Raw genomic sequence first — 15,538 nt, forward strand, 5'->3', positions numbered from 1 at the left:
GTACAATATGTGACCAAGGAGGATTCAACATGGAAATGAATGTCGAAACGAATTCCTCTCCTACGGCGCCAAAGCCAAGTAAACAAACAGGCTGGCGAATTTGGTGGAGTTTATTACGTCCCCATACATTAACAGCAGCTTTCGTTCCTGTTTTCATCGGAACAGCTTTTGCAATGCAGGTCGGAGGTATAAATCAAATACATCTTCCTCTTTTCTTTATGATGCTTCTTGCTTGCCTTCTCATTCAAGCAGCAACGAACATGTTTAATGAATACTTTGATTATAAAAGAGGACTCGATCATGAAGGTTCAGTTGGAATAGGCGGTGCTATCGTCCGCGATGGCATTAAACCAAAAACCGTTCTTAACTTAGCATTCGGATTTTTAGGCATCGCAACGCTATTAGGTGTTTATATTTGTATGAACTCTAGCTGGTGGCTTGCTGCAATCGGTCTTGTTTGTATGGCCGTTGCTTACCTTTACACTGGTGGCCCTATTCCAATTGCGTACACACCATTTGGAGAGCTAACAGCAGGATTATTTATGGGTGTCATTATTATTGGTATTTCATTCTTTATCCAAACAGGCGCAGTAACATCAGAAGTGATTTTATTATCTATTCCAAGCTCCATTTTAATTGGTGCAATTTTACTATCTAACAATATTCGTGATTTAGATGGTGATAAAGAAAATGGTCGTAAAACGTTAGCAATTCTCGTTGGACGCGAAAGAGCCGTTGGTGTACTTGCTTCTATGTTTATCGTTGCCTACATTTGGACAATCGCTTTAATCATCGTTAACATCGTATCACCATGGATGCTTATCGTATTCTTAAGTGTACCGAAAGCATTTAAAGCGACGAAAGGCTTTATCGGCAAAAGCATTCCAATGGAAATGGTACCTGCGATGATTTCAACAGCAAAAACAAATACAATTTTCGGTCTCCTAATGGGAATCGGATTATTGCTTGGATACTTCCTATAGAAAGGAGCTGCTTATGCGGCTCCTTTTTTCATATACCGACTTCCCGGCTGAAATTCATCTCATAATTCCTACGCTCAACGCTCATACTATGTAAAGAAACTGAATTGTAGGAAGGTGGACGACTATGTTAACTCCACAACAAATAAATCAATTTAAATCTATTCTAGAAAAACAACAGCAAGAAGTTGAACAAACGATACAAACTCATGAAGATGAAAACCGTGCATCTGAACGTGATTCAGTAGGAGAATTGTCTAGCTATGACAACCATCCAGGTGATATGGCTACAGAATTGTACGAACGTGAGAAAGATTTCGGACTCATCGAATTTTGGCATAAACAGTTAGAAGATACGAAACATGCTCTGCAAAAAATTGAAGCTGGTACGTACGGAATTTGCGAAGTGTCTGGTGAGGAAATTCCATTTGAAAGATTAGAAGCAATGCCAACTGCTACAACGTGTATTCAGCACACTACAAATAAATTAGATATGAAGGTGCGCCCAGTTGAAGAAGAGGTGCTAAATCCTTCGTTTCACAAGCACGACGAAGATCATTCTGTAGAGTACGATGCTGAAGATGCTTGGCAAGACGTCGCAAATTACGGAACATCAGAAACACCATCCGATTTAGAAAGACAGGATTCAAAAAACTATAATGGCATGTACGTAAATAGTGAAGAAAATGTTGGGTATGTAGAGGATTTCGAAAACTTTATTGGAACAGATATGTATGGAAAAAACCCACAAGTTTTCGCAACAGAAGAACATGAAGAATATGAACAATTGCTTGATGACTTTGAAGAACGCACCTTTAAAGGTGAATTATCTTCAGATGAGTCTGGTTCTAAAGCATAAAAAAAGCATTCCGAAATTCGGAATGCTTTTTTTCGCTAGCTAATTAGTTTTTTGTAACGTTAGCTGCTTGTGGTCCGCGGTTTCCATCAACGATTTCGAAAGAAACTTCTTGACCTTCTTCTAAAGTTTTGAAGCCGTCGCCTTGAATAGCTGAGAAATGTACGAATACGTCTTCTCCGCCTTCAACTTCGATGAAGCCAAAACCTTTTTCGCCGTTAAACCATTTAACTTTACCTGTTTGCATGTCATGTACCTCCTAAATAAAAATGAAACTATGAATCCACATGAAAAGGTGGATATAAAGGACATGAATGTATAACAAGCTTACAGCCTTTAATACAACGTGCTTTATTTCCGTACCACATTATGTAGCTCAATAGTGTTTTCACTATATCATGCTATATCAAAAACGTCAAATGAGAACACTTTCGTCCCATTGTTTTTTATAAGCCTAGTATAATCATAAATTTTCATTCTATTTTTATTCAAAAATTAATAAAACTACAGTATTCTAATTTCTTTAATTTTTGTACAATATAATTACTACATATGATGAGGTGAAAAAATGCAAGCACATGAAATCGAGTATAAGTTATATGGCGATGATATGCAGTTTGTTGAAATTGAATTGGATCCAGAAGAAAGCGTTGTCGCAGAGGCTGGCGCAATGATGATGATGGAAGATCATATCGAAATGGAAACGATTTTCGGTGATGGTTCTGGACCATCTAGTGGTCTATTCGGTAAATTAATGGGCGCAGGTAAACGTCTCGTTACAGGTGAAAGTATGTTTATGACTGTATTTACAAATACAGGTCATGGCAAACGACACGTATCATTCGCCGCTCCTTATCCTGGAAAAATTATTCCTGTTGATTTAACAGAATATCAAGGAAAAGTAGTCTGCCAAAAAGATGCATTTCTTTGTGCCGCAAAAGGTGTTTCTATCGGAATTGAGTTTACTAAAAAAATAGGAACTGGTTTCTTCGGGGGTGAAGGTTTCATCATGCAGAAACTTGAAGGTGATGGTCTAGCTTTCATGCATGCAGGAGGAACGGTATATAAGCGTGAATTAAAACCTGGTGAGAAACTTCGCATTGATACAGGTTGTCTCGTTGCAATGACAAAAGATGTTAACTACGATATTCAATTCGTTGGAAAAGTAAAAACAGCTCTATTTGGCGGTGAAGGTTTATTCTTCGCAACGCTAGAAGGTCCTGGAACGGTTTGGATTCAGTCCTTAACACTTAGCCGCTTAGCAGCACGCCTTACAAGCCCAGCAGCTCAAAACAGCGGTGAAGGTAGCGTTTTAGGCGGACTTGGTCGTTTATTAGATGGAAAAGAGTAATAAGTGCCCTTATAGGGCATTTTTTATTTAGGTGGACTATACAAACCATTTTGGATCATAAAGTATTTCATCGCTTCATTAAGCCACGCCTCTTCTTCTTCCGTATAAGGAGAAGGCATCATATTATTATATTGTTCTTCTACATTCTCTAATTTACCTAGAGAATACATTGTCTCTTCACCGACATACTTAAGAGTCGCTTTCATATGTTCATCAACCAATTTTTGCACTTCTGAATCCTCAATTTGTCTTCCAAATAACCTTTTCACTTCTTTTGCTAAACGCATAAATTCTTTATCAAGTGCTATGTCCTCTTCTTCCGGCTTATTATATAATCCATCAGCCACTTCTTTTGATACATATTCTTCAAGCCATAAACGTTGTTCGTTTTCTTTTTGGATACTATTAATTAAGCTCATTAATATGTTACTATCTACCTCTTCATCTTCCTCAAGGTATACCATTGTTCGTTCAATCGCCTTTATCGAAACTTCAAGTTGTTTTTTCTTTTCTTCAAAGGCTACTCTATGATTTTGTAATGTTTCTTTTAAGCTTATATTCAAACTTTTCACATTGAGCATGACACGAATTTCTTCTAAACTATATCCTAATACTTTAAGACTCACTATTTTTGGGAGCGCTAATATATCTCTATCTTTATATACACGGTGTCCTGAACTTATATTTTTTTCAGGTTTAAGCAGGCCAAGTTCATCGTAATACTGTAGTGTCCGTATTGATATACCCGTTCTCTTTGAAAACTCACCAATTGAATAGCCTTCCTTTTTGCTCATCCTATACTCCTCCTAACAATATGTTTACAAAAATCATACTCCCTCACGTAACTGTAGGTTCAAGCCTTTTTTCAAAAAAGAATGAATCAAGTCCCTCACTGCATATATTGAACTATACCTTTTCTTAAGGAGGGCTTGCTTGATGCGTACTCCTTTATCCTTTGATAAAGATACTGCCATATTGTTAGCATCTTGTTGTGAGTTAACGTATGAACAATATAAACAAAATGGGATTTTTGAAATACCTGATGGATTCCAATATGTACAAGGCTTTCAAGGAAAAGCGATTCAAACGATGGAATGGTTTGGGTTCATATTAGAATCTGAAGATACGATTATTGTAGCTTTTAGGGGCACACAAACAGATACAGATTGGATTATCGATTCACTCGTCAACCAAAGGCCATACCCATACGCTTTAAATAGCGGAAATGTTCATAACGGTTTTCTTTCAATTTATGAATCTTGCCGGGATTCTATTATGGATATGCTCGTGTCATTACCAGCCCATAAGAAACTTCTTGCAACAGGCCATAGCTTAGGCGGTGCGCTCGCCACACTACATATACTCGATGCGCGTATCAACACCGCCTTCGCACAGTACGGTCTTTATACATTTGCCTCTCCCAAAGTGGGCGATATTGCATTTCGTAATTATTATAAACTACAAGTAGCTAGTAGCTTTCGCTTTGTTAATTTATTTGATGTCGTTCCTCTTCTCCCTCCGCGCAATGTCCATTTTAATGAACAAGACTGGGAATATGCACATGTTCATCACAACATGACTTTTACAAAAAACACAAAATCTATTACAAATAATCATGCCATGACAACATACAAAACATGTCTGACTTCTCATTTTTAACCAGTAAACAATTGGAAATTAAATATCCTTATACTATAATAATATATGAAATTATTTTTCGGATGAGGGGACCTTACATGCTAAAATTTATCTTTGCACTTTTTCTCATTGTAATTTTTACGTTTACGGGTTTCTTTACATTTTCATACTTTGCGACTGGAGAATATGGTGGAACAGGTATCATGTATACTGCCATCCCATTTCTTTCTTAAGCAAAAACGGAAAAACGAGCTTAATGAGATTAAGCTCGTTTTTTAGCAATTATATTCCTCTTTTAAAAGTGAATACACTTTAGCGTCCCTATACGTATTATTCATTTTTACACTTTGTCTCCATGAATAAAAGTCCCTTCAAAAGGGACTTTCACTTAATACTGTGTAACCGCATTACCAATACTCCAAATCTCATTACTATACTGTAAAATCGTTCGATCACTCGCAAAATGACCAGACTGTGCAATATTTAAAATCGACATTTCTAGCCACTTCGTTCGGTTTTCATACGCTCTACCAACAGCTTCTTGCCTTTCCGCATATGGACCAAAATCTCGCAAAACGAAGTATTCATCATTTTGAATTACAAGTGAATCATAAATCGCTTCAAATTCAGCTCCCGACTGTGCAAAGAAACCATTCGTTAACTGATCTACTACTTTTTTAATATGCATATTGTGATGATAATAATCACTTGCACGATATCCACCATTTTGATAGTAATGAAGAACCTCTTCCGCTGTTAAGCCAAAAATGAAACAGTTATCATCACCGACCCGGTCTTTTATTTCAACATTAGCTCCGTCTAACGTTCCGAGTGTAATCGCACCATTCATCATAAATTTCATATTCCCTGTTCCTGATGCTTCTTTACTCGCAGTTGAAATTTGCTCACTCACATCCGCAGCTGGGAATATATCTTCCGCTAAAGACACTCGATAGTTTTCTAGAAAGATAACTTTCATATATTGGCTTACGTACGGATCATTATTTACTTTCCTTGCGAGTTCATTGATTAATTTAATAATTTTTTTCGCATAGTAATAGCCAGGTGATGCTTTCGCTCCAAAGATAAAAGTACGCGGATAAAATGTAAAACTAGCATCCTCTTTCAAACGGTTATACAAATATAAAATATGAAGAACGTTTAATAGTTGTCGTTTGTAAGCATGTAGTCTTTTTACTTGCACATCAAAAATAGAATTAGGATCAATTGTAATCCCCATTTTATTATGAATACGCTCCGCTAAAATCTCTTTACGCTCTTGTTTTACCTCTGCAAATTTTTCTTGGAAACTCGCATCGTGTTGAACTGTTTGCAGCGCTTGAAGCTTAATCGGTTCTTTCTTCCACTCTGTTCCAATCGCCTCTGAAATCAGGTTTGTCAGCTGCGGATTCGCCTTCATTAACCAACGTCTATGAGCGATTCCATTCGTTTTATTATTAAACTTATCTGGATAAAACTCATAAAACAATCGCATTTCACGTTGCTTTAAAATTTCCGTATGAATTTTTGCTACACCATTTACGCTATGGCTACCGACAATTGCTAAATGAGCCATTTTCACAAGATCATGCGCAATAATCGCCATCTCTTCAATACGATGCCATTCATATGGATAACGTTCCCAAAGTTCATGACAGAAACGTTCATTAATCTCTTCAATAATCATATAAATTCTCGGTAATAACGGTTTAAAAATGTGAATTGGCCACTTCTCAAGCGCTTCTGATAACGTCGTATGATTCGTATAAGAAATCGTTTGTGTCGTTATGTGCCAAGCTTCTTCCCATGCTAGTTTTTCTTCATCTAATAAAATACGCATTAGTTCTGGAATCGCCAAAACTGGATGTGTATCATTAATATGAATCGCGATTTTCTCATGTAATTGACGAAGGTCACCATATCTTTCTCTATGCATACGAACGATATTTTGCAAACTTGCTGATACGAGGAAATACTGTTGCTTCAAACGAAGTATTTTCCCCTCATCATGCGTATCATCTGGATATAAAAACTCCGATACAGCCTCTGTTTCACGCTTATATTTCAAAATATCTTTGCAATTTTGCGGGAAAGGAACTGGTTCAGCATTCCAAAGTCTGAGTGTATTTACAGTACTCGTCTCATAACCTACTACTGGAACGTCATATGGTACTGCCATAATCACTTCTGCATTCGTATGCCTGAACTCTAAACGCCCATCAATGTATAGCGGTTCAACATTGCCGAAATAACTTACTTCTACAGCTTGATCATGCCTTCTTACTTCCCATACGTTTTCATGAAGAAGCCACTGTTCTGGAAATTCAACTTGATAACCATCAACAATTTTTTGATCAAATAAGCCATGTTTGTAACGAATTCCACAGCCATGACCTGGTAAGTTTAAAGATGCAAGTGAATCAAGGAAACAGGCTGCTAATCGTCCAAGTCCACCATTTCCAAGACCTGCATCTGCTTCCACCTCTTCTAATTGTTGCAAAGAAATCCCAAGCTCAGAAAGTCCTTGCTCACATACATCCCTGATGCCTAAATTTAATATGTTACTTCCAAGCAAACGCCCAAGTAAAAACTCAATGGATAAGTAATACATTTGCTTTTGCTCTCCAGACCGATAACTTTCGTTCGTTGCAATCCATTGACTATTCATATACTCACGTACCATGTACCCAAGCGTATTGTATTGATCACGAGTTGTAGAGTCTTTAAAACTTTTACCATACATCGTCTCTAACTTTTCTAGAAAAGCTGATTTGAAACTTTCAACATGAGTAAACATTTCTTCACCACCTACATGTTATTCCATGAGACTTTTATACAATTTCTTATAGGCAAGAGCTGATTTCTCCCAGCTATAATCTTCAGTCATCGCTTGTTTTACAAGCTGCTCCCATACCGGTTTATCATGATAAAATTCAATCGCACGAAGAACCGTGTGCAACATGTCATGCGCATTAAAGTTCGTGAAACTGAAACCATTTCCTTCTCCAGTTTCTTCGTCATAAGATTGTACAGTATCATTTAATCCGCCTGTCTCTCTTACAATCGGAATTGTACCGTACGCTAATGCGATAAGTTGTCCAAGTCCACACGGTTCAAATAGTGATGGCATTAAGAATAAATCACTTCCCGCATACACTTGGTGGGCTAGTTCTTCATTAAATCCGATATACACTTTTACCTTCTCAGGATACTCGTATGCCATCCACTCAAAGAATTGTTCATATTCAGAATCACCTGATCCTAAAATAATAAATTGCACATCTTCCTCCATTATTTCGCGGAATACAGTACGTACTAAATCAAGACCTTTTTGCTTCGTTAATCTCGTTACCATCGAAATAATTGGTGTATCTTCTTTTTCTGGCAAACCAAAATAACGCTGCAAGGCGCGTTTATTTTCATTCTTTTCCTCTAATGACTCTGCATCATACTGAGCAGTAATATACGAATCTGTTTCTGGATTATATACGCTCGTATCAATTCCATTTACGATGCCGCTAAGCTTACCATTATTTTTTCGTAACAACCCATCTAACTTCTCACCGAAAAACTCATATTGAATTTCCTCTTTGTATGTCGGGCTAACTGCTGTAATTTGATCAGAAGCGATAATTCCGCCCTTCATAAAGTTCACATTTCCATAAAACTCTAGCTGCTCACTATGAAAATATTCATCACCAAGTTCTAACAAGTCGTACATCACTTCAGGAGGAAATACACCTTGGAACTGCAAATTATGAATCGTATACACCGTTTTAATATGCTCATATAATGGATTATCTTGATACTTTTCACGCAGTAAGAAATTCACCATAGCTGTATGCCAATCGTGGCTATGAAGAACATCCACTTCGAAATCAAGATGCGGAATACACTCTAAAACTGCTTTCGAAAAATAAGAAAAACGCTCTCCGTCATCATAATGACCATATAGAGAATCTCTCTTAAAATAATATTCATTATCTATTAAGTAATACGTAATCCCGTCTTGCTCACCTTTTAAAATTCCGCAATATTGATTTCTCCACCCAAGCGGGACGTTAATTACTTTATGTAACGTACATCCATCCCTTAATTTTTGCGGAATAAGACTATAATTTGGAAGTATAATGCGAACGTCCACGCCTAATTTTTTTAGCTCTTTTGGGAGCGCACCTGCTACATCAGCTAATCCTCCCGATTTAACAAATGGTACACATTCTGATACTGCAAATAAAATATTCACTTGTTGTCCCACTGCACGAAAAGCTTATACGACTTCCCTTGCAGCTTCCTCCCTTCGAGTTTTCATTTGAATGAATGCTTTAATCAGTGGAGGAAAAACCCCCACTGATTCTTTTAAGAATAACTATTAATCGTACTGTTTTGAATGCTTCCTTTTTCTACAACATATGGCTCATCGGCGTTTCCTTTTAGTACAACACCGTCACCAATTTTCACGTCTTTATCAATAATAACACCGTCTATTATGCAATTATCTCCAATTTGGCTCTTTTGCATAATAATACTATTACGAACAATTGAACCTTTTCCAATTTTAACAGAACGGGAGACAACACTATTTTCTACTTCACCCTCAATAATACTGCCGTTTGCAATCATCGTATTTTTCACTACTGCACTCTTCATATAACGAGTTGGTGGCTCATCTTTTACTTTCGTAAAGATTGGTGCTTCTTTCTTAAATAATTGCTTCCAAATAGAAGGCTGCAAAATTTCTAGGCTATGTTTATAGTAACTTTCAATAGAATCAATAATAGCTACATATCCTGTATGTTCGTACGTAGTAATATGCAGTGATTTCCCGCTCTTTTCTCTCACTACATCAAATAAACTGTATTGCTCCACATCTTTATATGTCTCAAATAAGTCTAGCAATAATTGTTTCTTTAACACATATGTTTGAAGCGAAACCCCTTCATGACAAACTTCAGTAATATCTGCAGACGTGTGTATATGTCGCTCTAACACCGCTTGAAAGTTTAACGCTGTTACAAGATGGCTATTCGTAATAACAACATATTCTTCTCTGCTTCTTAGAAAATAATCAATATGTCTTCTAAAATGTGCAAAAGATCCAAATTCGTCATGATCACATTGGCAGTTCGGTGGGAATAAAAACAGTCCATCACGCTTTCTATCTAAATCCCACTGTTTTCCTGAACCGACATGATCCATTAAAGAACGATTTTTATGACTTGTAAAAACCGCCACGCTATGAATATTAGAATTCACCATATTTGAAAGCATGAAATCAATGAGGCGATAACGGCCTCCAAACGGTAACGCCGCTAATGAACGATGCCCTGTTACTTTCTTTAAGGAAGGAAAACTTCCCGTTGCATTAATAATTCCTAACATTTTTTCTCCCATTCATTTCATCCCCCTTTTCTATTTTCCTTCAGCAATTAGTACTACATCATCAACATTTTTTTCTGGACGAATTATTGTCCCATCTTCAATAACCATTTCCGATCCAACGATCGCTCTTTCAATCACAACGTTTTTACCAATCTTTGCCCCCGGCATAACGACAGAATCGATTACCATACTACCTTCTTCCACCGTCACTCCTTGGAATAAAACAGAATGCTTCACGTCCCCTTCAATGACGCACCCTTCATTAATAAGTGACTCTTCTACTTTTGCCTGCTGTGCAATATATTGAGGCGGCTCGTTTGGATTTACAGAATAAATGCGCCAATTACGATCGTTCAAGTTCAACGATGTTTCATCGCGAAGTAAATCCATATTCGCTTCCCATAAGCTTTTCACCGTTCCAACATCTTTCCAATATCCTTCAAATGGATACGCCATCAACTTCTTCCCTTCATCTAACAAGAGCGGAAGTACATCTTTTCCGAAGTCATTACTAGATTCAGGGTTTCTTGCATCCATCTCTAAATATTCTTTTAAAATAGCCCAGTTAAAAATATAAATTCCCATTGATGCAAGATTACTTCTTGGAAATTGCGGTTTCTCCTCAAATTCAACAACTTCCATCTCTTCATTTGTATTCATGATGCCAAAGCGACTTGCTTCATCCCACGGCACTTCAATAACAGAAATCGAAACGTCCGCTTCTTTCTCAATATGGTAATCTAGCATTTTGCTGTAATCCATTTTATAAATATGATCGCCTGATAAAATAAGGACATATTCTGGTTCATACTGACTTAAATAGTTTAAGTTTTGATAAATAGCACTTGCCGTACCTGTATACCACTTCACACCTGAAGACTCCGCATAAGGAGGTAACACAGTGACTCCACCGTTTACACGATCAAGATCCCAAGCATTTCCGATTCCAATATAATTATGAAGTTCTAACGGTTGATATTGTGTTAAAATCCCCACCGTTTCAATACCGGAGTTTGCACAGTTACTTAACGTAAAATCAATAATGCGATATTTACCACCAAATGGAACAGCTGGCTTGGCTAAATTTTTTGTTAATGCACTTAAACGACTACCTTTTCCCCCTGCTAGTAACATTGCTACGCACTTTTGTTTTTGAGCCATCTTGTTTTTTGCTCCCCTTTCTCGTCTTCACTGGTCGTAATATGGATACGCCAAATGGTGGAATTGTAATTTCTACATGTGCCGCTTGATTATGATATGGCTCTAGAATCGTCTTGAGACGTTTCTTATTCACTTGCCCCGATCCGCCATATTGCGCCGAGTCACTGTTTAAAATTTCGTTATAGTACTCGAAATCTGGTACACCTACTTTATAGTTTTCATATGTAGCTTTCGTAAAATTACATGCGACAACTAACGCATCTTCCTGCTTATCCCCTTGGCGGATAAACGAGAAAATACTTTGCTCATTATTATTAGCATCAATCCACTGAAATCCTTCAGGCGAGTGATCTAACTGCCAAAGTGGTTTTGAGCGCTTATACAATGCTATGAGCTCTTTAAAGTAATCATGCATATTACGATGCATTTCAAAATCATGTAAATTCCAATCTAAATCTTCAAGGTCTTTCCACTCATCAAATTGCCCGAATTCTCCACCCATAAAGAGTAATTTCTTACCTGGATGAGTAAAGAAATATCCATATAATAAACGAAGCTGAGCAAACTTATCCCAGTAATCTCCCGGCATTTTATTTAATAACGACTTTTTCCCATGAACGACTTCATCATGAGAAAGCGGCAATATGAAGTTTTCAGAGTGAGCATATATTAAAGAGAATGTCATTTTCTCATGAATGTATTTCCGGTACTCTGGCGCACATTCCATATATTTCAGCACATCATTCATCCAACCCATATTCCATTTATAATTGAATCCAAGCCCACCCTCGTATGTTGGAGCTGTTACAAGTGGCCAAGCTGTTGAATCTTCCGCTGTCATAAGAAACTCTTCATCTTCTGCAAACACGGCTTCATTTAACTCTCGTAAGAAAGAAACAGCGTGTTCATTGCTTTGCTCTTTTCCTTCTTTATTCCAGTACAGCATATTCGCAACTGCATCTACCCTGAAACCATCAATATGGAAATGCCTCATCCAAAATAACGCATTTGAAATTAAGAAATTACGTACTTCTCTCTTCCCTAAATCAAAATTAACAGTTCCCCATACCAGGTTTTCTTGTACGTCTCTATCTTTATATTCATAAGTCGGTGTCCCATCAAACAAATATAAACCGTGAGCATCTTTACAAAAATGCCCCGGCACCCAATCTAAAATGACACCGATTCCATATTTATGACATTCATCGACAAAATACATCAAATCATGTGGCGTGCCGAATCTACTTGTCGCTGCATAATATCCTGTTCCCTGATATCCCCAAGAACGATCATATGGATGCTCAACAAGCGGCATAATTTCAATATGTGTAAATTGATGTTCCACCACATACGGAATGAGCTCCTCGGCCATTTCTCTGTAAGAATACAGAGCGCCATCCTCTTTCTTTTTCCAAGAACCGAAATGTAATTCATAAACTGTCATCGCTTCTTTATAAATCGATTTTTTCTTTCTCTTACGAATCCAGTTTTTATCATTCCATTCATATCCCTCTATATCAAAAACTACAGATGCCGTATTTGGTCTTACTTCTGCATATACTGCATAAGGATCCGCTTTTAAAATAACGTCACCATCCATCGTTTCAATCGCATACTTATATATATCATTCTCTTCAATATGCGGTGCAAACAAGGACCAAATCCCCTCTTCTGTCACTTGTAGCATCTTATGTTGCTCATAATCCCATTCATTAAAATCCCCAACAACACTCATTGCTTTCGCATGAGGAGCCCATACTGTGAATCGTACACCTCGCATCCCATCTTCCGTCACAATATGTGCCCCAAAGATGTTATAACTGTCATAGTACTTTTCTGTATGAAACTCATCTCGTTTCACTTCTTCACAATTTATTACATCCAATATGTTCACCTCACTAAGATGACAGAAATTTTAAACACTTTAACTGTTTCTGCAAAAAACTGAAATATCCTTGTTGTTTTTAAAAAATATTCGTTTTTTTCTTAAATTTCATTTAAAATGTTCACATTTATCGTGTAAAATATCGAATTTTGACGAATATTCATTGCGAACGCTTTATTCCCCTTACTATTTCTCACCTTTCATTGTTGCTCAATATTTATTTTATTGGTTTTTCTCTGTATTTCACGCTCTTTCCACGTAAAATACAAACAAAATAATCTTTCATAAAAAAATGTTTCTCAACATTTTTTGTCACAAAATTTATTGAAATGTAAAATTCATAAGCATATACTTGTTCTCAATAACGAACAGCATGCTTCGCAACTATAATTCATACTGAAATACTATGTTTACTTATTTCATACTCGTTGCGAATGTTTGCTATAAAAATCAAACTAGGGGGCTTTCTTATGTCATTGAAACAAAAAGTAGGAATGGGAGTTGTCACTGCATCACTAGGCTTATCACTTACATTTGGCGGTGTATTCGCCTATTTCAGCGACTCCGAAACATCGGGTAATTCATTTCAAGCCGTCTAACTACAAAACTAGGTACTGAAAAAGATGGTAAGCTGCTTGGCCAGTATTATTACGCACGACCTGATGAAAACCTTGCAGGTGATGTAAATGGAGATAAAGTCATTGATATTAAAGATGCTGAAATTATCGCTAGCAACTATGGTAAAAAAGGAGTATCTGTAAAAGACGGCGATCTTAACAAAGATGGTATTGTCGACGAAAAAGATATTCGTTTCGTTGAAAAGAACTTCTTGAAAAAAGGGCCAGATGCAGCTAAATCACAAACGCCTGTTGAAAAATCAAAAAGCGGTACACTTGCAGATATTTTAAAGAAATTAGGATTAACACCGAAAAAATAACACATAAAAGCACTCTATTCGAAAATAGAGTGCTTTTTTCTATAAATGACCCTTATCCAGCAAAAGGGGTATATTGGGGATATACAAGGGAAACCGGAAAAGGAATTTATATTAGATTATATAAAAACTCAGAGGTAGGAAGCAGTTTCCCGCCTCTGAATTATTAGCAGTTATTATAGTACTGGTGCCATTGTTTCTTTTAATACTTTTACAGAATGAGCGAACTTCACTTTTTCTTCTTCGTTTAATTCAAGTTCTACGATTTCACGTACACCTTCGCGGTTAATAACAGCTGGAACACCTACGTAAGCATCTTTCTCACCATATTGACCTTCAAGGTATGCAGATACAGTTAATACGCTGTTCTCGTTGCTTAAGATCGCTTTAGTTACACGAAGTAGTGACATACCGATTCCGTAGTAAGTTGCGCCTTTACGTTCAATAATGTGGTAAGCTGCATCGCGTACATTTTCAAAGATTTTATCTAAATCTTCTTGGTTATACTGTTCGTTGTTCGCTAAGATTGTTTCTAGTTTTTGTACACCTACAGTAGCGTGGCTCCATACTGGAAGTTCAGTGTCACCGTGCTCACCAACGATGTAAGCATGAACGTTACGTGGATCTACATCTAAGTAGTCACCTAACATGTAACGGAAACGAGCAGAGTCTAAAGTAGTACCAGAACCGATTACGCGCTCTTTCGGTAAACCAGATTCTTTCCAAGTTACGTAAGTTAAAATATCAACTGGGTTAGTTGCAATTAAGAAGATTCCATCGAATCCGCTATCCATAATACCGCGAACGATTTGTTTAAAGATCTTTGTATTTTTCTCAACTAAGTCTAAACGAGTTTCGCCTGGCTTTTGTGGTAATCCAGCAGTGATAACTACTAAATCTGCATCTTTACAATCTGCATAGCTACCGCTCCAAACTTTTGTTGGTGCTGGAGAGAATGGTACCGCATGGCTTAAGTCCATTGCTTCTCCTTCTGCTTTTGCTTCATTAACATCTACTAGTACGAATTCTTCAGCTACACCTTGGTTGATCATTGAGTAAGCGTAACTACAACCTACAGCTCCTGTTCCTACTAATACTACACGATTGATACCTTTTTTCATGGTAATTTCCCCTTCCAATTGTTTACATCTATTTTTTATTATTGTTTAAGTAATTAATTAAAATACTAATTTAATGTTGTTTAACTTCTTTACATTCATATTGTAGCACGGATTATTGTGAATTCCTTCACAAATTATGACCTATTTGTGAACTTTTTCACATAGAGTGTAAAGTTGATGGAATAGGTGTGGAATCCATACCAAATTAGGTGTTTTCTTTAGATTGTGAA

Annotated in this window: 13 protein-coding genes and 2 pseudogenes; 7 read left to right on the plus strand and 8 right to left on the minus strand. The window is 37.0% G+C overall.

Going from position 1 to position 15,538, the window contains the following annotated elements:
* Positions 1-29 precede the first annotated feature (29 nt).
* Together NSS97_RS24610 and NSS97_RS24615 are read left to right on the plus strand one after the other, a co-directional pair.
* On the plus strand, positions 30-983 hold the full coding sequence (locus NSS97_RS24610) for a 1,4-dihydroxy-2-naphthoate polyprenyltransferase (protein ID WP_002015811.1): 954 nt from the start codon (positions 30-32) through the stop codon (positions 981-983).
* 124 nt (positions 984-1,107) lie between these two features.
* On the plus strand, positions 1,108-1,839 hold the full coding sequence (locus NSS97_RS24615; RefSeq protein ID WP_107887291.1) for a TraR/DksA C4-type zinc finger protein: 732 nt from the start codon (positions 1,108-1,110) through the stop codon (positions 1,837-1,839).
* Between the two features lie 43 nt (positions 1,840-1,882).
* Here NSS97_RS24615 and cspD read toward each other — a convergent pair whose 3' ends face one another.
* The gene (gene cspD / locus NSS97_RS24620) at positions 1,883-2,083 is read right to left on the minus strand and encodes a cold-shock protein CspD (RefSeq protein ID WP_001193051.1); all 201 of its coding nucleotides are present in this window, start codon (positions 2,081-2,083) and stop codon (positions 1,883-1,885) included.
* Positions 2,084-2,404: 321 nt separating this feature from the next.
* On the opposite strand from cspD, the gene NSS97_RS24625 reads away from it, so the two are divergent.
* Positions 2,405-3,187, plus strand: coding sequence for a TIGR00266 family protein (locus NSS97_RS24625; RefSeq protein WP_044443801.1), 783 nt, complete (start codon positions 2,405-2,407; stop codon positions 3,185-3,187).
* A 23-nt stretch (positions 3,188-3,210) separates the two neighbouring features.
* On the opposite strand, the gene NSS97_RS24630 is transcribed toward NSS97_RS24625, so the two are convergent.
* Positions 3,211-3,981, minus strand: a complete 771-nt coding sequence (locus tag NSS97_RS24630) for a MerR family transcriptional regulator (protein WP_044443799.1) — start codon at positions 3,979-3,981, stop codon at positions 3,211-3,213.
* Between the two features lie 142 nt (positions 3,982-4,123).
* Between NSS97_RS24630 and NSS97_RS24635 the strand changes: the two genes are divergently transcribed.
* Positions 4,124-4,846: a lipase family protein gene (locus NSS97_RS24635; protein WP_044443797.1), complete on the plus strand. Its 723-nt coding sequence runs from the start codon at positions 4,124-4,126 to the stop codon at positions 4,844-4,846.
* A gap of 77 nt (positions 4,847-4,923) precedes the next feature.
* Positions 4,924-5,058: a hypothetical protein gene (locus NSS97_RS24640; RefSeq protein WP_002015803.1), complete on the plus strand. Its 135-nt coding sequence runs from the start codon at positions 4,924-4,926 to the stop codon at positions 5,056-5,058.
* A gap of 155 nt (positions 5,059-5,213) precedes the next feature.
* On the opposite strand, the gene glgP is transcribed toward NSS97_RS24640, so the two are convergent.
* From glgP to glgB, 5 genes are all read right to left on the minus strand, one after another.
* Positions 5,214-7,622 carry a glycogen phosphorylase gene (glgP, locus tag NSS97_RS24645; RefSeq protein ID WP_107887290.1) on the minus strand — a complete coding sequence of 803 codons (2,409 nt, stop codon included), beginning with the start codon at positions 7,620-7,622 and terminating at the stop codon, positions 5,214-5,216.
* Between the two features lie 18 nt (positions 7,623-7,640).
* Positions 7,641-9,071 carry a glycogen synthase GlgA gene (gene glgA, locus NSS97_RS24650; protein ID WP_107887427.1) on the minus strand — a complete coding sequence of 477 codons (1,431 nt, stop codon included), beginning with the start codon at positions 9,069-9,071 and terminating at the stop codon, positions 7,641-7,643.
* 113 nt (positions 9,072-9,184) lie between these two features.
* Positions 9,185-10,219 (minus strand): glucose-1-phosphate adenylyltransferase subunit GlgD, encoded by a 1,035-nt coding sequence (gene glgD / locus NSS97_RS24655; RefSeq protein WP_341114272.1) that lies wholly within the window; start codon positions 10,217-10,219, stop codon positions 9,185-9,187.
* Between the two features lie 18 nt (positions 10,220-10,237).
* Complete coding sequence (glgC, locus tag NSS97_RS24660; RefSeq protein ID WP_002089246.1) at positions 10,238-11,368, minus strand: glucose-1-phosphate adenylyltransferase; 1,131 nt, start codon at positions 11,366-11,368, stop codon at positions 10,238-10,240.
* Positions 11,316-13,253 (minus strand): 1,4-alpha-glucan branching protein GlgB, encoded by a 1,938-nt coding sequence (gene glgB, locus NSS97_RS24665; RefSeq protein WP_341114274.1) that lies wholly within the window; start codon positions 13,251-13,253, stop codon positions 11,316-11,318. Before glgB ends, glgC begins: the two co-directional genes overlap by 53 nt.
* 470 nt (positions 13,254-13,723) lie before the next feature.
* On the opposite strand from glgB, the pseudogene NSS97_RS24670 reads away from it, so the two are divergent.
* Together NSS97_RS24670 and NSS97_RS24675 are read left to right on the plus strand one after the other, a co-directional pair.
* Positions 13,724-13,846, plus strand: a pseudogene (locus tag NSS97_RS24670) (TasA family protein); the annotation flags it as partial.
* Positions 13,837-14,190 (plus strand): annotated as a pseudogene (locus NSS97_RS24675) (dockerin type I domain-containing protein); the annotation flags it as partial. The pseudogenes NSS97_RS24670 and NSS97_RS24675, both read left to right, overlap by 10 nt.
* 173 nt (positions 14,191-14,363) lie before the next feature.
* Here NSS97_RS24675 and NSS97_RS24680 read toward each other — a convergent pair.
* Positions 14,364-15,308 carry an L-lactate dehydrogenase gene (locus tag NSS97_RS24680; RefSeq protein ID WP_002089250.1) on the minus strand — a complete coding sequence of 315 codons (945 nt, stop codon included), beginning with the start codon at positions 15,306-15,308 and terminating at the stop codon, positions 14,364-14,366.
* Between the last annotated feature and the right edge of the window lie 230 nt (positions 15,309-15,538).

Origin of the sequence: Bacillus sp. FSL R12-0074, from assembly GCF_038005725.1 — a bacterium.
Taxonomy (GTDB): domain Bacteria; phylum Bacillota; class Bacilli; order Bacillales; family Bacillaceae_G; genus Bacillus_A; species Bacillus_A mycoides.

Excerpts from the sequence above, each read along its gene's own strand:
- NSS97_RS24610 (WP_002015811.1), top strand. The coding sequence starts at position 30 with ATGGAAATGAATGTCGAAACGAATTCCTCTCCTACGGCGCCAAAGCCA.
- NSS97_RS24680 (WP_002089250.1), bottom strand. The coding sequence starts at position 15,308 with ATGAAAAAAGGTATCAATCGTGTAGTATTAGTAGGAACAGGAGCTGTA.
- cspD (WP_001193051.1), bottom strand. The coding sequence starts at position 2,083 with ATGCAAACAGGTAAAGTTAAATGGTTTAACGGCGAAAAAGGTTTTGGC.
- NSS97_RS24640 (WP_002015803.1), top strand. The coding sequence starts at position 4,924 with ATGCTAAAATTTATCTTTGCACTTTTTCTCATTGTAATTTTTACGTTT.
- NSS97_RS24615 (WP_107887291.1), top strand. The coding sequence starts at position 1,108 with ATGTTAACTCCACAACAAATAAATCAATTTAAATCTATTCTAGAAAAA.
- NSS97_RS24625 (WP_044443801.1), top strand. The coding sequence starts at position 2,405 with ATGCAAGCACATGAAATCGAGTATAAGTTATATGGCGATGATATGCAG.
- NSS97_RS24635 (WP_044443797.1), top strand. The coding sequence starts at position 4,124 with ATGCGTACTCCTTTATCCTTTGATAAAGATACTGCCATATTGTTAGCA.
- glgD (WP_341114272.1), bottom strand. The coding sequence starts at position 10,219 with ATGGGAGAAAAAATGTTAGGAATTATTAATGCAACGGGAAGTTTTCCT.
- glgC (WP_002089246.1), bottom strand. The coding sequence starts at position 11,368 with ATGGCTCAAAAACAAAAGTGCGTAGCAATGTTACTAGCAGGGGGAAAA.
- NSS97_RS24630 (WP_044443799.1), bottom strand. The coding sequence starts at position 3,981 with ATGAGCAAAAAGGAAGGCTATTCAATTGGTGAGTTTTCAAAGAGAACG.
- glgP (WP_107887290.1), bottom strand. The coding sequence starts at position 7,622 with ATGTTTACTCATGTTGAAAGTTTCAAATCAGCTTTTCTAGAAAAGTTA.